Raw genomic sequence first — 15454 nt, 5'->3', positions numbered from 1 at the left:
AAGCGCTTTGCATAGCCGTCCGAGATGACGGATGATCGGTCGCGACCGGGGCTGGCGTTGATGGCGTGGTTGGTTCCGTCTAGACGTTCGTTCAAGTTCGCTTTCGAAGGAATCCCATGCGCGAGTCCTACGATCTTTTCATCATCGGCGGCGGCATCAACGGGTGCGGGATCGCGCGCGATGCGGCGGGCCGGGGGTTGTCGGTCGGTCTGGCCGAGATGGGCGACCTTGCGGGCGCGACGTCCAGTTCCTCGACCAAGCTGTTCCACGGCGGTCTGCGATACCTCGAATACTGGGAGATGCGGCTGGTCCGCGAGGCGCTGCGCGAACGCGATATCCTGATCCGCAACATGCCACATATCAGTTGGCCGCTGCGGTTCGTGCTGCCCCTGTCGTCGGACATGCGGTTCGAGGGCGGTACTCCCACCTCCACTCTGCTGGGCATAGTGATGCCGTGGCTGCGCGGACGCAGGCCGGACTGGCTGATCCGGGCGGGGCTGGCGATGTACGACAATCTGGGTCGGTCCAGCCTTCTGCCGGGGACGACGACGATTTCGCTGGTCGATACGCCCGAGGGCGCGCCGCTGGAAGATCGGTTCATCAAGGCGTTCGAATACTCCGACGGTTGGGTCGAGGATTCGCGGCTGGTCGTTCTGAACGCCCGCGATGCGGCCAACCGGGGGGCCGATATCGCCGTGCGCACCCGCGTCACCCGTGCTGAGCGGGACGGCGATGAATGGGTCGTCACGCTGAACGGCGAACGCGCGGGCAAGGTGCGCGCCAGGATGCTGGTGAACGCCGCCGGGCCCTGGGTCGGCGAGGTGATTGCAGGTGTGGTGAGGTCGAATGCGACAGAAGGCGTGCGGCTGGTGCGCGGGTCGCACATCGTGACCAAGCGGCTTTATGATCATGACAAATGCTATTTCTTCCAAGGCAAGGACGGGCGGATCATCTTCGCGATCCCCTATGAATATGACTATACGCTGATCGGCACGACCGATGCCGAGCACATGGACCCTGACGTCAAGCCCGTCTGCACGCCCGAGGAACAGGCCTATCTGCTGGATTTCGCGAATGGCTATTTCAAACGCGATCTGACCGATGCCGATGTGGTCTGGACCTATTCCGGGGTGCGCCCGCTGTATGACGACGGTGCGACCTCGGCGACGGCGGCGACGCGGGATTACGTTTTGAAGGTAGATGCGACGGGCGCGCCGGTGCTGAACATCTTCGGTGGCAAGATCACGACTTTCCGCAAGCTGGCCAATGCGGCGATGGTGAAGATCGGCGAGCATCTGAACGTCACCGGACCCTGGACCCATGACGCGCCGCTGCCCGGTGGCGACTTTCCGGTGGACGGGCAGATGGCGCAGGTTGGCAAGCTGCGTGCGCTCTATCCGTTCCTGACCGATCACTGGGCGCTGCGGCTGGTGCGGGCCTACGGGACGCAGGCGGCTCAGGTTCTGGGGGATGCGAAAACGACGAATGATCTGGGGCAGGATTTCGGGCATACTTTGACCGAAGCGGAAGTCGTCTGGCAGATGGACCGGGAGTGGGCGCGGACGGCAGACGACGTGTTGTGGCGGCGCACCAAGCTGGGGCTGCGGATGGATGCGGTGCAGGTGGCGGAGTTGGAGAGGTTCATGGCCTCCGCGCCCTAATCACCAGATTTCGGCGGCCGACTATCAATTTTGGTTGAAATTTCGTAAGTTCGCGCCGTGCTAGCCGTATCGCTCATCCGTTCTGTCTAGCGAAACAGGTTATATGGTGATGACGTGTTACGTTTTTCTTCCGTTAGACTAATTGCGTTGGCGCTCTTCGCTATGACTGCCACGCACCTTAGCACACGCGCTTCTGCGCAAGATGGCGTAGTGCTGGATTGCCGGGGCCAGTCAGAGAAGGGTTTGCTCTTCGATCCATTGCGCATTCAGATGACCATTCAAATCGCAGGGCGACAATGCATGGTCGATTCCAATCAGACCATCGGCGGAGACTTCAGCCTGTCGGCGTCGGATCGGTCCTACACCTGTCGCAAGGTCAGCGGCGTGGACCAGCAGGCAATCAACGTCAACCGTTACGATGGGTCATTCTATGTGTCCCAGAGCAAGTGGATGCCAGCTTTTCGCGGAGTCTGCCAGCGCGGGCAACAGCAGTTCTGAGCCTGTTCGGTCTATTGCACGATTCGCCAGTCAGACCGGGGCGTCCTGCCGGATCAGGCCTTCCGCCTTCAGGTCGGCCCACAGGCCCGCAGGGATCCGTGCCTTGGCCGCTTGCAGGTTGCCCTCGGATTCAGTCAGACCCTGACCGCCCGGAATGACCGAGACCGTGGAGGGATGCAGCAGCGGAAACTGGAAAGCCGCGTCGATCAGGCGGGTATCATGGGCCTTGCAGACGGTTTCGATCCGAGTAACGCGGTCGAGGATAACCGGAGTGGCAGGTTCATAGTTGTAATAGGCGCCAGGCACCGGGCCGGTGGCAAGAATGCCCGAATTATACGGACCGCCGGTCACGATGCCGACACCGCGTTCTTCGCAGAGCGGCAGGAAAGACGTCAGCGCCTCCTGCTCCAGCAAGGTATAGCGGCCAGCCATCAGGAAGATGTCGAAGTCGCCGCGTTTCAGTAGTGTTTCGCAAACTTCCCATTCGTTCACGCCCGCGCCGAAAGCCTTGATGGTGCCGTCCAGCCGCATCCGTTCCAGGGCATGATATCCGCCTGCCATAAGCTGGTCGACCTTGGCGTCAACGTTGGCGCGCGAGCCCTGGTTCGGGACGTCGATGTCATGGGCGAACAGCATGTCGATGCGGTCGACGCCAAGTCGCTCCAGCGAAAACTCGACTGACCGCATCACGCCGTCATAGCTGAAGTCATAGACCTCGTTGCGCGCGGGCACCTCGAACCACTTGCCGATCCCGTCGCGGGTGGACTGGGTCGCGGGTTTCAGAAGACGGCCGATCTTGGTCGACAGGATGTATTCGTCGCGCGGCTTATTGCGCAGGAAACGATTGAGCCGCGTCTCGGACAGCCCAAGTCCATAAAGCGGCGCGGTGTCGAAATAGCGCACGCCACCGTCCCAGGCCGACTGCAATGTCGCCTGGGCCGCGTCGTCGCTGATCGCGCGATACAGATTGCCCAGCGGTGCGGAACCGAAGCCCAGCTCGGTAAAGGTCAGGCCGCCGTTGCCCAGGCGGTCCCAGTGTCGTGTCGGAATGGTCATGAAGGGCCTCGGTTGCAGAACAGGATCTTGTCGAAGCGCGCGCGAAAGGCGGCGACTTCGGCAGCGAGCGTATCAGGATCGTCCCGCAGGGCGCGGGCCAGAAAGTTCATTATCAACGGAGCGTCGGCGGATGTCACGCCGCGCCGCGCAAGTTCGGGTGTGCCGATGCGCAGACCATTCATGTCGCCCGGAACTGCCTGGATAGGAAGGCCGATGCCGCAGGTCAGGAAACCCGCGCGTTCCAGCCGCCGCGCGGCGGTCTGGCCACCGCCGAGCTGGCGCGCGTCGAGGGCGAACTGGTGGCTTTGCGTGGCACCGCGGTCGGCGGCATAGACCGGCAGCCCTTCGGCCATGGCAGCCTGCGCCAAGGCTTGGGCCAGGTCGATCATCGCCGTCGCATACTCCGCTCCGTGATCGCGCCAATCCTGCAGCGTGACACCCAGGGCGGCGGTCTTGGAGACGTCGAAATTTGCGGTCAGACCCGGAAAGGCCACCGCCTCCAGCCGTTGCGCCACGTCTGCGTCGTTTGTCACGATCAGACCTCCGGCGGGCCCGCCCAGAGATTTATAGGTGCTCATGGTCATGACATGCGCGCCCTGTCCGATCGGGTTTGGCCAGGCCCCGCCTGCGATCATCCCGCACTGGTGGGCGGCGTCGAACATCAGATGTGCGCCCACGGCATCGGCAATGGCGCGCACGTCGGCCACCGGATGTGGGAACAGGTTCAGCGACTGACCCAGCGTGATGATACGCGGGCGGACCTGTTCGGCCAGGGCACGCAATCCGGCAACGTCCACGGTATAGCCGTCGGCGTCGACCGGAGCTTCGTGGATCGTAAGGCCGAACAGCCCTGCGCACCCGGCGCCGTGGTGGGTGACGTGGCCGCCGATGCTGGCAGGCGGGACGATGATGGCGTCGCCCGGTTTGGCCAGCGCCATGAACACCATCAGGTTGGCGATGGCCCCCGACGGCACCCGCGCCTCGGCATAATCCGCATCGAAGACCGCGCAGGCGAGGCGGTGGGTAATCGTTTCGATCTCCTCGATCTCGCTCAGGCCCATTTCGTATTTATCGCCCGGATACCCCAGTGACGGGCGGCTGCCGATGCCCGAGGACAGCAAGGCCTCGGCGCGCGGGTTCATCACGTTTGTGGCGGGGTTCAGGTTAAAGGCGGTTCGGTCGTGCGTGGTGCAGGCGGCATGGGCCAAATCCTCGATCCGGGTGACGGGATCGGCAGGCAGGTGCAGGGCATCGATCCGTCTCTGCGCGGCAGCGGGCAACCAGGGGCGGCGGGCGAGATCGGTCATGGGAGGTCTCCATCAGACGGCGTTTCGAAGTTGACGGCATATCGCGAGGATCGGCGGTTGCGGTCAATTCAGGTTTCGTGAAACTGAGGGTCAGAAAAACTGAAGGCATAGCATGGCACTTCGTCCCGCCCGCGCCCCCGACCTGCCTATGACGGCCTTGCGCGCGTTGGAGGCGGCTGGCCGTTTGGGCGGTTTCGCCCCGGCCGCGGCGGAATTGGGCGTGACGCCCGCGGCCATCACCGCCCATATTAAGGGTCTGGAAGCACGACTTGGCCTGACCCTTTTCTCGCGAGAAGTGCGCGGTGTCGTTCTGACCGAAGCGGGCGTGCGCGTCCTGCCAAAGCTGACCGCAGCCTTCGACGCGCTGGAGGTCGCCCAGACCGCACTGCGACAGGAAGCATCGCCCTTGTCGCTGACCATCGGAACGCTTCCGTCAATCGCGCAACTGTGGCTGCGTCCGCGTCTGGCCGCGCTCGAGGCGACGATGCCGGGGCTGGCGGTGTCGATCACGGCGATGGAGGCCCCGCCCGATACCCGGCGTGACGCCACCGACCTGACGCTGTTCATCGGCTCGGGCGGGCGCGATTGGCTGGTGCCGGTCGCGGCCCCCGGCTGGACCGATGGACCGCGCCTGTCGGACGCGACCTGGGTCGGAGACTGGACGACATGGCACCGCGCGCTGCCGGGTGAGGCGCTGCCCGGTCGCGGGGCCGGGCCGGTTCATTCGCTCTATGCGCTTGCCGTCGAGGATGCCCAGTCCGGGCGCGGCGTCCTGATGGGGCGGCTTTCGCTTGTCGGGTCGGCACTTGCCGATGGCAAACTGGTCGAGGTTGGCGGGCGTGTCCCCATGGCCGAGGGCATGCAGGTCACCATTCGGAGGGGCTCCACTGCGGCACGGCGGGTCGCACGCCTGCTTACCGCGTGGATTGCAGACGCTGACAGCGGACGCTAGCCTGCCGATCCAAAGGGGCGAGTGCAATGGCAATATTGGTGTTTGGCGACAGCAACAGTCACGGCACGATGCCGTTGGCCGAACTGGGCGGCGTAGCGCGGCACCCGAAAGCGGCGCGCTGGCCCGATGTGGCGGCGCGCGCGCTCGACATCGAAGTGATAAGCGAAGGCCATCCGGGGCGAACGACGGTCCATGATGATCCGATCGACGGGGTGCACAAGAACGGAATGCGGGCGCTGCCTGCAATACTTGAAAGCCACCGTCCTCTCGATCTGGTCATCGTCATGCTGGGCACGAACGACTGCAAGGCACGGTTTGGGTTACGCGGCTGGGACATCGCTGCGGGTGTGGGCAAGCTGGCGCAGGTGGTTCAGGCATCGAATGCCGGACCGGGCGGCGGGGCGCCGCGCGTGATGCTCGTCGCTCCGGTTCCGGTCGAGGAAACGGGTATATTGGCCGAAATGTTCCAGGGCGGGCGCGCCCGGTCGCGGGCGATCGCGCCGGCCCTGCGCGACGAGGCGGATCGGCTGGGCTGCGCGTTCTTCGACGCGGGACGCGTGGCGGAGGTCGATGGGCTGGACGGTGTACATATGGGGGTCGCGGCCCAACAGGCGCTGGGCCTGGCCATGGCCGAGGCAGTCAGGTCGATGTTGCAGGAGGGAACACCATGCTGATCGGGATACATCCGGCTTTGAATGCCGACGTCCTGCATGCGCTGCGCGCGATGGGGCACGGGGACATGCTGATCCTGTGCGACACGAATTTTCCGGCCGAGACGATTGCGCGGCAGACGACGCGGGGCGAGATGCTGCGGATGGAGAACCTGGACACCCGTCAGGTGGCCGAAGCGGTGTTGTCTGTCTTTCCGCTGGACACATTTGTCGAGGATTTTGCCGCCCGGATGGAAGTGGTGGGCGATCCGGTCACGATCCCGTCCGCCCAGGCAGAGGCGCAGGAGGCAATTGCCGCGACGGGCGAGACGCGACAGATGGTGGGCGTCGAGCGGTTCGCGTTCTACGATCTGGCTGCGCGCGCCTTTGCTGTAATCCAGACCGGCGAGAGGCGGCCCTATGGCTGTATCATGCTGCGCAAGGGCGTGGTCGGACCGGACGGAGCCGTCACATGAGCGGCGTCGCAATCCTTGGCGTTTTTGTCGCCGACACGACCTTTACGGCGGACCGCCAGCCGGAGATGGGCGAGACGATCCTTGGCCGTTCCTTCACCCTCGGACCGGGGGGGAAGGGGTCAAATCAGGCGGTCGCTGCCGGGCGCGCCGGGGCGGACGTCCATTTCATCGCACGGCTGGGACGCGATGCTTTCGCCGATATGGCCTTGTCCGTCTGGTCCGAAGCGGGCGTCACGCCGGCAATCATCCAATGCGACGAGCCGACGGGCGCAGCGATGATTTTCATCGAGACCGGGTCCGGAGACAACGCCATCATCGTGGCACCCGGTGCCGCCGGGGGCATCACGCCCGCCGACGTCGAAGCGCAGGCGGATGTGATCGCCGGATCCGCGGTTTTCGTTACGCAGCTGGAACAGCCGATGGACGCCGCGATGCACGGCCTGCAGATCGCGCGGGGCGCGGATGTGACGACCATTCTGAACCCGGCTCCGGCGGCAACGCTGCCCGACGGGATGCTGGCGCTCTGCGATTACATCACGCCCAACGAGACAGAAGCGCAGGCATTGTCGGGCATCGCGGTATCAGATCTGTCCTCGGCCCGCGCCGCAGCGGATGCCTTGCTGAGGCTTGGCGTGGCGCGCGCCGTGATCGTGACGCTGGGGGCGCAGGGTGTGCTCTATCACGACGCCGAACGGTCGGTGTCTATCCCGGCAGTCACTGCCGGCCCGGTGGTCGAGACGACGGGTGCCGGCGACGCCTTCAACGGGGCCTTCGCCACCGCCCTGGCCGAAGGGCGCGATCCGGTCGATGCAGCGCGGTTCGGGTGCGCTTGCGCGGGGCTGTCGGTAACGCGGCCCGGTGCGGCGGCGTCGATGCCGACGCGGGCGGAAATCGACGATTTGCTGGCGCTCTCGCCTATGGGTTCGGCTTAGCTCAGGGCCGCGATGATCCCCCGCAACTCCGCAAGGCCCCGCATCCGCCCGATCAGCGGATATCCGGGGGCGCTGTCGCGGGTCAGATCGGACAGGATCTGCTGGCCATGGTCGGGTCGCATCGGGATCGAATGATCGTTGCGTCCAGCGTCGCGGCGACGCGATTCCTCGGCCAGAAGGCTGCGCAGGGTGGCAACCATGTCGGTGTCGCCCTCCAGATGCAGGGCCTCGTGGAAACTGCAGCGCCGCTCGTCGGAGAAGCCGTCGCGGGTGGTGTTACGCAGGTGGGCGAAATGGATGCGCGGGCCAAGGGTTTCGATGAAGGCGACCGGATCGAAGTCGGGGTCGACTCCAAGGCTGCCGGTGCAGAAGGTGACGCCGTTCGCGGCCAAGTCGACGGCCTGAGTGACCTGCGCGTAATCAGACTGGGTCGACATGACGCGCGGCAGGCCCAGCAGGGGAAATGGCGGGTCATCCGGGTGGCAGCACAGGCGCAGTCCCAATTCCTGCGCCAAGGGCGCGACCTCGGCCAGAAAGTCGATCAGGTTCGCGCGCAGGCGGCCCGCGTCGATGTCGGCGTAAGTGGCCAGATGGCGCCGCACCTCGTCCAGCGTCCAGGCGTCGTTCGCGCCGGGCAGGCCCGCGACGATATTGTCAGTCAGGGCGCGACGGGCCGCATCGTCCATCCCGGAAAGCCTGTCATGCGCAGCGTGGACCAGCGTTTCGGAATAATCCTCCGCCGCCCCGTCCCGCCCCAAAATGCCCAGATCGAAGGCGGCAAAGTCAATCAGGTCGAAGGACATGGCGTTACCGCCATGAGGCATGGGGCGGCGCAGGTCGGTGCGGGTCCAGTCGAGCACCGGCATGAAGTTGTAGCAGATCACCTCAATCCCGCAGGCCGCGATGTTGTGCAGGGAAATGCGATAGGCGTCCAGATGCGCGGCCATGTCAGCGCTTTGCGTCTTGATCGCCTCGGACACCGGCAGGCTTTCGACAACATCCCATGTCAGGCCGGAGGGGGTGCCGTCGACGCGCGTGGCGATGGCCTTTTGGCGGGTCTCGATTTCGGAGGCGGACCAGACGGCGCCGGGCGGGATGTGGTGCAGGGCGGTGACCACGCCCTCGACGCCCGATTGCAACATATCGTCGGTGGTGACCGCGTCGTGGGGGCCGAACCAGCGCCAGGTCTGTTTCATGTCATGCCCTCCGCCAGCATCTGCGCGCGGATTGCCAGTTCCATCGCTTTGTAGGCATGGGCCTGCGGCATTGCGGTCTCCGTTCGGTTCCGGATGTCGTCAATAAGTCGCGCGAAATACGGCAGGCCCGCGTCTGATGCGTCGACCTTTTCGCAGCGCGCGCCATTCACCAGGATCAGGTGGTCGGTGCCCTTCGTGCCACCGACGTCGATATATTTTCGCAGCTCGATATATCCTTCGGTCCCGAGGATCGTCAGCCGCCCGTCGCCCCAGGTCGGCAGGGCGTCGGGCGTGTACCAGTCGACGCGAATATAGCCATGCGCGTCACCCGATTGCAGGACAATTTCGCCGAAATCCTGCAAGCCGGGGTGGATCGGATTGGCATAATTGGCGACGTAGGCCCGGAGGACCGTGGCGTCCGTACTGCCGGTCAGGAACAGGAACTGGTCAATCTGGTGGCTGCCGATATCGGTCAGGATGCCGCCGTATCGTGCCCGATCGAAAAACCAGTCGGGTCGGGTGGCCGCATTCAGGCGATGCGGACCGAGGCCGGTGGTCTGGACGACGCGCCCGATTGCGCCTTCGGCCACCAGTTCGGCGGCGCGGGTCATGGCGGGCACCTCGAACCGTTCGGAAAAATCGATGGACCAGATGCGCCCGGTCTCCTCCTGCGCGGCCCGGATCGCGTCGAGCTGTGCCAGAGTGGTGCAGCCCGGCTTGTCGCTCATGACGTCCTTTCCCGAGCGCATCGCCGCGATGGCCAGATCGGCGCGGTCGGCGGGAACGGCGGAGATCAGGATCAGGTCGATATCAGGGTCGGCCAGCAGGGCGGCTTTGTCGCAGCGGGAGACATTTGGAAAACGTTTGGTGAATCCGGCCAGCGTCTCCGGCGTGCCATCGGTCCAGTAGCCCGCGAAATCAGCACCCTCCGCCAGCAGGTTGGCGGCCATTCCGAAGATGTGCCGATGGTCGATGCCAAGTGCGGCGAAGCGGATCATGGGGCAATCTCCACGGCGCGACCTTCGGTCGAGGACCGGATGATCGCTTCGATCAGGACATGGATGCGCAGGGCTTCCGCACCGGTGCTGGTTGGGTTGCGACCGTCGCGCAGGGCGGCGGCGAAATCCTCGATCGCAGCCTGATGCCAGGCGTGGCCGAACGCCATCGGATCAGCACCGCCACCGGTCTCGGACGAAAGGCCGATATTCTCGGTCGTGCCGTCGGCCCAGTCGATCGTCAGCCGCCCGTGAACCAGGCGCGCACTGCCGTTCGCGCAATGCAGGGTGATGCAATCGCCGCCGCCCGGACGGCTGGCCGTGGTTGCGACCAGCGACCCGACCGCGCCCGAAGCATAGTCCAGACCGGCGGTCACGAAATCTTCCCCCTCCATCCGGTGCAGGGCTGTCGTGCGGGCCATCGCCTGCACGCGCGATACCGGACCAGTGAAGGTCAACGCCAGATCCAGGATGTGGATCGCCTGGGTGATCAACACGCCGCCGCCGTCGCGAGCATAGGTGCCGCGTCCCGGCTCGTCGTAATAAGATTGTGGCCTCCACCACGGCAGGTCGATCTGCACCGCAGCGAGCGTGCCAAGGCCATCCGACGCAAGCAGGTCGTGCAGGGCCATCGCGTCGGGTCGGAACCGGTGCTGGAACACGACGCCCAGAGGCACACCTGCCGCCGCGCAGATATCGACGATGGCGCGGGCCGCTTTCGCCGTCCGCTCGACAGGTTTTTCCATCAAGATGGGTTTTCCCGCAGCGACCAGCGTGGCGACGATATCGGCGCGGGAGTCGGGCGGCGTGCAGAGAATGACGAAATCGACGTCAGACGCAGCAATGGCGGCAAGATCGGGGAAGACATGCGGCGCGGTTCCAATGACAGAGGCCATGCGGTTGGCGAAGGCCTGAGCGCGGGTCGCATCGCGGGACATCACGCCCGCCAGTGTGACGCCCGCCGCATCGGCGATGGCGCGGACATGGGTTTCAGCGACCATGCCGAGGCCGATCAGGGCTGCTTTCATCTTAGTCTCCTCCGGCGTCGTGGGTAGGACCGGATCGGGAGGTTGTAAAGGATCGGGATGCCGGTATACAGGTTAATAATGCTGTCCGCCCCCCTTATTCTGCGCCCGATCGACCCGGCCCGTCCCGCCGGCCCGCAAATCTTCGATGCGTTGCGCGGCGCGATCCTGCGGATGGATTTCGTACCGGGACAGGTGCTGTCAGAAGCGGACCTGGGCACGGTGCTAGGGGCCAGCCGAACCCCGGTACGGGAGGCTTTGATGCGTCTGCGTGAATTGGGGCTGGTCGAGACACGGCCCAGTCGCGGCACCTATGTCACGCCTTTGGACGCCGCACGTATCCGCGAGGCGCAGTTTCTGCGCGAAGCGCTGGAAGTGGCGAATGTCCTGCGACTGACGCAAGCCGATCTGCCGGATACGGTCGATGCCAATCTTCAGGCGCAGGCTGATGCCATCGCATGCGCCGACGATATGACGTTTCAGGCGCTGGACGATGCGTTTCATCGTTTGCTGGCCGAGGCAACGGGACTGAAACGACCTGCCGTCGTGCTGATGCAGGAAAAGGCCCAACTGGACCGGCTACGCGTTTTGTCCCTGCGCGATGGCAGGCGATTGGGCGTACTTCTGGACGAGCATCGTGCCATCACGCAGGCCATCCGCTCTGGCGATGCAAGGACAGCCGAGGCCACGATGCGTGCGCACCTGAGGTCGGTTCTGGATGTGCTGGACGATCTTGCCGCACGGCATTCCGATTATTTCACCAGGGGGAGACGGCGATGACCGGGACCATGGCAGAGCTGCGCCTGAAGGGCCTGGCCAAAGACTTGCATGCACAGATGGCAGACCTGCCCATCGTTTCGCCGCACGGGCACACCGATCCGGTCTGGTTTGCCGAAAACGCGGCCTTTCCCGATCCCGCCGCTTTGCTGATCAAGCCGGATCATTATGTTTTTCGGATGCTCTACAGCCAGGGCGTTGCGCTGGAGGATCTGGGGCTGGGGGCTGGTGCAGGCCGGGATCCACGCGCGGTCTTCGACATCCTGGCGGCGCATTGGCACAAGTTTCTCGGCACGCCCTCGCACCTGTGGCTGGATGCGACGTTTCGCGACGTCTTCGGCATCGACATGCCTCTGACGCCCGAAACCGCATCCGCCATCTACGACCATATAGACGCGGCGCTCCAGACCCCTGAGTTTCGCCCGCGCGCCTTGTTCGAGCGGTTTGGCATCTCGACGCTGGCGACGACGGACGGCGCTTTGGACGACCTCCGGGCGCATCGGGCCATTGCAGGAAGCGGCTGGACCGGACGGGTGATTCCGACGTTCAGACCGGACGCCGTGCTGGACCCGGCGGCCCCGGATTATGCCCGTGACATTGAGCGGCTGGGCGAACTTACGGGTCAGGATAGCGAAAGTTTTGCCGGATACCTTGATGCGCTGCGGGTGCGGCGCGAGATGTTTCGCAAGTTGGGCGCGACGGCAACCGATCACGCGGTGACGGAACTCAGGACCGAATGGCTGGATCATGCGACCGCCGGGCGATTATTTGCGGGAGCCATCAAGGGGTCGCTGACGGCACGGGAACAGGACCGCCTGCACGGTCACATGCTGATCGAGATGGCGCAGATGTCGTGTGACGACGGATTGGTGATGCAGATACACGCCGGGTCTCAGCGGTCGACCAATCAGGCGTTGCTCGACGGCTTCGGCAAGGACATGGGCGCCGACATTCCGCGTCGGACCGATTGGGTCGGGGGATTGGACGCACTGCTGAACCGGGTCGGGAACGACAGTCGGATGCGCCTGCTGGCCTTTACACTGGACGAGACGACATATGCGCGCGAACTGGCCCCGATGGCCGGGCACTGGCCTGCGTTGCGGTTGGGCCCGCCATGGTGGTTCCACGACAGCGCCAACGGCATTACCCGTTATCTGGATCAAGTTGTGGAAACGGCGGGATATTGGAACCTGGCAGGGTTCAATGACGATACTCGGGCATTCCTGTCGATCCCGGCACGACATGACCTGTGGCGGCGGGGCGTCGCGCTGCATCTGGCCGAACAATGCGATCGAGGTCTTATGGGTCGGGACGATGCCGCGCGGATCGGGCGTTGGCTGGCCCATGATGCGGCGGTCGATGCCTATCGGTTGGACGCGGCGTGACGGGTCGCATCCTGCATTTCGGGCCAGGTAATTTTCACCGGGCGCACCAGGCAATCTTTACCCAGCAGGCGGGCGGTTGGACGATTACGGGTGTGTCGTTGAAAAGTGCCGGAACGCGGGATGCGCTGGTAGGACAGGCGTTCGATTATACGCTGGTCATTCGCGATGCGGATGGGGAGCGGATGGAACGGATGACGGTGCTGGATGACATTCTGGTCGCGCCGGAGAACCCCGATGCAGTGCTCGATACGCTCGCCGATGGATCGGTGCAGGTGGTCACCGTGACGGTGACCGAGAAGGGCTATCATCTGAATGCGGACGGGCGGTTGAATCTGTCGGATCCAGAGGTGGCTGCGGATCTGGACACCAATCTGCCACGAACACTCGTCGGGTATCTGGCGCGGGGTCTGATGCGACGGCAAATCGATATGGCCGGACCGATCAGCGTGATAAGTTGCGATAATCTGAGCGGCAACGGCGCCAAGCTGCGAACCGCCGTGATGGATTTCGCGCAGGCGGCGGGGCTGGGTCTGACCCTGTCAGAGGCCACATTCCCCGACACAATGGTCGACCGGATCACGCCGCGCGCGCCGGACGACCTTTCGGATCGTGTCGCCGCGATGGATTTGCCGTCCGCCGCGCCGGTTGTCACCGAAGGCTTTTCGGAATGGGTGATCGCCGATGATTTTGCAGGGCTGCGCCCGGCCTGGGAGACTGCGGGTGCACGGCTGGTCGCGGACGTCGCCCCATTCGAGGCGCGCAAGCTGCGGATGTTGAACGGGGCGCATTCGATGCTGGCCTATGCCGGGCTGAACCGTGGTTTCGTGCATGTCCACGAGGCGGTTGCGGACCCCGACCTGCGAAGGCGGTGTCGGGCATTGATGCAGGCAGCAGCAGGCACGTTGCAGGGTGTCGGCGAGGATGAGTTGCGCATCTATGGCGAGGCATTGATTGTGCGCTTCGACAACCCGGCATTGCAGCACGCGCTGGCGCAGATCGCGATGGACGGTTCGCAGAAGATGCCGGTGCGGATCGGAGCTGTGCTGTCCGAACTGGCGGCGACAGGTGGTGATACCGGCCCGCATGTCTTTGCCCTGGCAGAATGGTGCCGCTTCGTGATCGGGCAGGACGGCACTGTATTGGACGATCCGATGGCGGAGCGTTTGGCCAAGGCGGCAGGCGAGGGCGACCCCGTTTCGGCGTTGCTGAACGTGATAGGGATAGGTTTGCCCGAGGTAGAAATGGAACTTGTTCGTGCTTCGCTGCGAGGAACAACGGATCAAGACATAAAGGGAACGGCCATATGACAACCATCGACTCCATCGAAGTGCGCCTTTTCCATATTCCGCTGGCCGAAGTGCTGGTGGATGCCAAGCATGGCGATCATCATTTCTTCGAGCTTGTCACCGCTACCGTGCGGCTGACGGACGGATCGGAAGGCACGGGATATACCTATACCGGCGGCAAGGGGGGGCATGCGATTGCCGCGATGATCGAACATGATCTGGCGCCCTTTCTGACCGGCAAGAACCCGGCGGATGTCGAGGATCTGTATGATGCGATGCAGTGGCATGTGCATTATGTCGGACGCGGTGGCATTGCGTCGTTCGCGATTTCGGCGGTCGATATCGCGCTGTGGGATCTGCGCGGCAAGCGGACGGGTCAGCCGCTGTGGCAGATGGCGGGCGGGGCGGGGCGGTCCTGTCGCGCCTATTGCGGCGGGATAGACCTGGGCTTTTCACTGCCCAAGCTGCTGGACAGTGTGCGAGGCTATCTGGCGCGCGGTTTCGACGGAGTTAAGATCAAGATCGGGCAACCGACGCTTGCTGAAGATGTCGAGCGCATCGCCGCCGTCCGAGACCTGATCGGTCCGGACGTGGCGTTTATGGTTGATGCGAATTATTCGATGACAGTCGACGAGGCGATCGCAGCGGCGCAGGCTTTCGCGCCATATGACTTGCATTGGTTCGAGGAGCCGACAATTCCCGACGACTATGCAGGATACGCCCGCATCGCTGAGGCAACGGGAATGCCGCTTGCGATGGGTGAAAACCTGCACACGATTCACGAATTCGGATACGCCTTCGATCAGGCCAAGCTGTCGTATATCCAGCCCGACGCGTCGAATTGCGGTGGTATAACGGGGTGGCTTCAGGTCGCCGAACTGTCACAGGCGCACAGCATCCCGGCGTGCAGCCACGGCATGCAGGAGTTGCATGTATCGCTGGTCTCGGCGCGTCCCAATGCGGGCTGGATCGAAGTGCATTCCTTCCCGATCGACACATATACGATGCGCCCCCTTGTGGTTGAAAACGCGCGTGCCATTGCCCCGGATACACCGGGCACGGGGGTGGACTTCGACTGGGCGAAACTGGACGCGGCGAATATTCTCGGTCGTTAGGCGTCAAGACATGCTGATGGGTTACAGCGTCGTCATAAACCTGGATCATCATCAAGCAGATGAGCAATATCGACGGCAAAAAAGTCAGCGGTGCGAGGTCGCAGAGGCCGTCGCCGATCCTACGATATCGATCCTTGTGGTTT

The 15454-nt window shown here is 64.2% G+C and carries 15 protein-coding genes; 10 read left to right on the top strand and 5 right to left on the bottom strand.

Features of this window, described 5'->3' with window-relative positions:
- Window positions 1-116 precede the first annotated feature (116 nt).
- The gene (glpD, locus tag AC13C2_RS07755) at window positions 117-1661 is read left to right on the top strand and encodes a glycerol-3-phosphate dehydrogenase (RefSeq protein WP_482886429.1); all 1545 of its coding nucleotides are present in this window, start codon (window positions 117-119) and stop codon (window positions 1659-1661) included.
- A 300-nt stretch (window positions 1662-1961) separates the two neighbouring features.
- Entirely contained in the window at window positions 1962-2159 is a 198-nt protein-coding gene (locus tag AC13C2_RS07750) for a hypothetical protein (protein WP_482886428.1), read from the top strand.
- 30 nt (window positions 2160-2189) lie between these two features.
- Here AC13C2_RS07750 and AC13C2_RS07745 read toward each other — a convergent pair whose 3' ends face one another.
- Window positions 2190-3215, bottom strand: coding sequence for an aldo/keto reductase (locus tag AC13C2_RS07745; RefSeq protein WP_482886427.1), 1026 nt, complete (start codon window positions 3213-3215; stop codon window positions 2190-2192).
- Window positions 3212-4522: an aminotransferase class I/II-fold pyridoxal phosphate-dependent enzyme gene (locus tag AC13C2_RS07740; protein WP_482886426.1), complete on the bottom strand. Its 1311-nt coding sequence runs from the start codon at window positions 4520-4522 to the stop codon at window positions 3212-3214. The genes AC13C2_RS07745 and AC13C2_RS07740 overlap by 4 nt, the downstream gene beginning before the upstream one ends.
- A 112-nt stretch (window positions 4523-4634) precedes the next feature.
- Between AC13C2_RS07740 and AC13C2_RS07735 the strand changes: the two genes are divergently transcribed.
- The 4 genes from AC13C2_RS07735 to AC13C2_RS07720 are packed head-to-tail and all read left to right on the top strand — an operon-like array spanning window position 4635 to window position 7532.
- Window positions 4635-5474 (top strand): LysR family transcriptional regulator, encoded by an 840-nt coding sequence (locus AC13C2_RS07735; RefSeq protein WP_339646486.1) that lies wholly within the window; start codon window positions 4635-4637, stop codon window positions 5472-5474.
- A 26-nt stretch (window positions 5475-5500) separates the two neighbouring features.
- Complete coding sequence (locus AC13C2_RS07730; protein WP_482886425.1) at window positions 5501-6148, top strand: SGNH/GDSL hydrolase family protein; 648 nt, start codon at window positions 5501-5503, stop codon at window positions 6146-6148.
- A complete protein-coding gene (locus tag AC13C2_RS07725; protein ID WP_339646490.1) occupies window positions 6142-6600 on the top strand; it encodes an RbsD/FucU family protein in 459 nt (152 codons plus the stop codon). Before AC13C2_RS07730 ends, AC13C2_RS07725 begins: the two co-directional genes overlap by 7 nt.
- Entirely contained in the window at window positions 6597-7532 is a 936-nt protein-coding gene (locus tag AC13C2_RS07720) for a ribokinase (protein WP_482886424.1), read from the top strand. Before AC13C2_RS07725 ends, AC13C2_RS07720 begins: the two co-directional genes overlap by 4 nt.
- Here AC13C2_RS07720 and uxuA read toward each other — a convergent pair.
- The 3 genes from uxuA to AC13C2_RS07705 are packed head-to-tail and all read right to left on the bottom strand — an operon-like array spanning window position 7529 to window position 10751.
- Window positions 7529-8728 carry a mannonate dehydratase gene (gene uxuA / locus AC13C2_RS07715; RefSeq protein WP_482886423.1) on the bottom strand — a complete coding sequence of 400 codons (1200 nt, stop codon included), beginning with the start codon at window positions 8726-8728 and terminating at the stop codon, window positions 7529-7531. The two genes, AC13C2_RS07720 and uxuA, sit on opposite strands and share 4 nt — an antisense overlap.
- Entirely contained in the window at window positions 8725-9726 is a 1002-nt protein-coding gene (locus AC13C2_RS07710; RefSeq protein ID WP_482886422.1) for a Gfo/Idh/MocA family protein, read from the bottom strand. Before AC13C2_RS07710 ends, uxuA begins: the two co-directional genes overlap by 4 nt.
- Complete coding sequence (locus AC13C2_RS07705) at window positions 9723-10751, bottom strand: Gfo/Idh/MocA family protein (protein ID WP_092764814.1); 1029 nt, start codon at window positions 10749-10751, stop codon at window positions 9723-9725. The genes AC13C2_RS07710 and AC13C2_RS07705 overlap by 4 nt, the downstream gene beginning before the upstream one ends.
- 78 nt (window positions 10752-10829) lie before the next feature.
- Here AC13C2_RS07705 and AC13C2_RS07700 point away from each other — a divergent pair, with 78 nt between their 5' ends.
- From AC13C2_RS07700 to AC13C2_RS07685, 4 genes are read left to right on the top strand one after another with little or no spacing between them, the layout of a single operon-like run.
- Complete coding sequence (locus AC13C2_RS07700; RefSeq protein ID WP_482886421.1) at window positions 10830-11528, top strand: GntR family transcriptional regulator; 699 nt, start codon at window positions 10830-10832, stop codon at window positions 11526-11528.
- On the top strand, window positions 11525-12910 hold the full coding sequence (gene uxaC / locus AC13C2_RS07695) for a glucuronate isomerase (RefSeq protein WP_482886420.1): 1386 nt from the start codon (window positions 11525-11527) through the stop codon (window positions 12908-12910). Before AC13C2_RS07700 ends, uxaC begins: the two co-directional genes overlap by 4 nt.
- Complete coding sequence (locus tag AC13C2_RS07690) at window positions 12907-14217, top strand: mannitol dehydrogenase family protein (RefSeq protein ID WP_482886419.1); 1311 nt, start codon at window positions 12907-12909, stop codon at window positions 14215-14217. Before uxaC ends, AC13C2_RS07690 begins: the two co-directional genes overlap by 4 nt.
- Complete coding sequence (locus AC13C2_RS07685; RefSeq protein ID WP_482886418.1) at window positions 14214-15311, top strand: mandelate racemase/muconate lactonizing enzyme family protein; 1098 nt, start codon at window positions 14214-14216, stop codon at window positions 15309-15311. The genes AC13C2_RS07690 and AC13C2_RS07685 overlap by 4 nt, the downstream gene beginning before the upstream one ends.
- The last annotated feature ends 143 nt before the right edge of the window (window positions 15312-15454 follow it).

The sequence above is a fragment of the Jannaschia sp. L-14R genome (assembly GCF_056857695.1).
This window is presented reverse-complemented; position numbering and strand designations above follow the sequence as displayed.

Excerpts from the sequence above, each read along its gene's own strand:
- uxuA (WP_482886423.1), bottom strand. The coding sequence starts at position 8,728 with ATGAAACAGACCTGGCGCTGGTTCGGCCCCCACGACGCGGTCACCACC.
- AC13C2_RS07700 (WP_482886421.1), top strand. The coding sequence starts at position 10,830 with ATGCTGTCCGCCCCCCTTATTCTGCGCCCGATCGACCCGGCCCGTCCC.
- AC13C2_RS07730 (WP_482886425.1), top strand. The coding sequence starts at position 5,501 with ATGGCAATATTGGTGTTTGGCGACAGCAACAGTCACGGCACGATGCCG.
- AC13C2_RS07725 (WP_339646490.1), top strand. The coding sequence starts at position 6,142 with ATGCTGATCGGGATACATCCGGCTTTGAATGCCGACGTCCTGCATGCG.
- AC13C2_RS07735 (WP_339646486.1), top strand. The coding sequence starts at position 4,635 with ATGGCACTTCGTCCCGCCCGCGCCCCCGACCTGCCTATGACGGCCTTG.
- AC13C2_RS07745 (WP_482886427.1), bottom strand. The coding sequence starts at position 3,215 with ATGACCATTCCGACACGACACTGGGACCGCCTGGGCAACGGCGGCCTG.
- AC13C2_RS07750 (WP_482886428.1), top strand. The coding sequence starts at position 1,962 with ATGGTCGATTCCAATCAGACCATCGGCGGAGACTTCAGCCTGTCGGCG.
- AC13C2_RS07710 (WP_482886422.1), bottom strand. The coding sequence starts at position 9,726 with ATGATCCGCTTCGCCGCACTTGGCATCGACCATCGGCACATCTTCGGA.
- AC13C2_RS07685 (WP_482886418.1), top strand. The coding sequence starts at position 14,214 with ATGACAACCATCGACTCCATCGAAGTGCGCCTTTTCCATATTCCGCTG.
- glpD (WP_482886429.1), top strand. The coding sequence starts at position 117 with ATGCGCGAGTCCTACGATCTTTTCATCATCGGCGGCGGCATCAACGGG.
- uxaC (WP_482886420.1), top strand. The coding sequence starts at position 11,525 with ATGACCGGGACCATGGCAGAGCTGCGCCTGAAGGGCCTGGCCAAAGAC.
- AC13C2_RS07740 (WP_482886426.1), bottom strand. The coding sequence starts at position 4,522 with ATGACCGATCTCGCCCGCCGCCCCTGGTTGCCCGCTGCCGCGCAGAGA.
- AC13C2_RS07720 (WP_482886424.1), top strand. The coding sequence starts at position 6,597 with ATGAGCGGCGTCGCAATCCTTGGCGTTTTTGTCGCCGACACGACCTTT.
- AC13C2_RS07705 (WP_092764814.1), bottom strand. The coding sequence starts at position 10,751 with ATGAAAGCAGCCCTGATCGGCCTCGGCATGGTCGCTGAAACCCATGTC.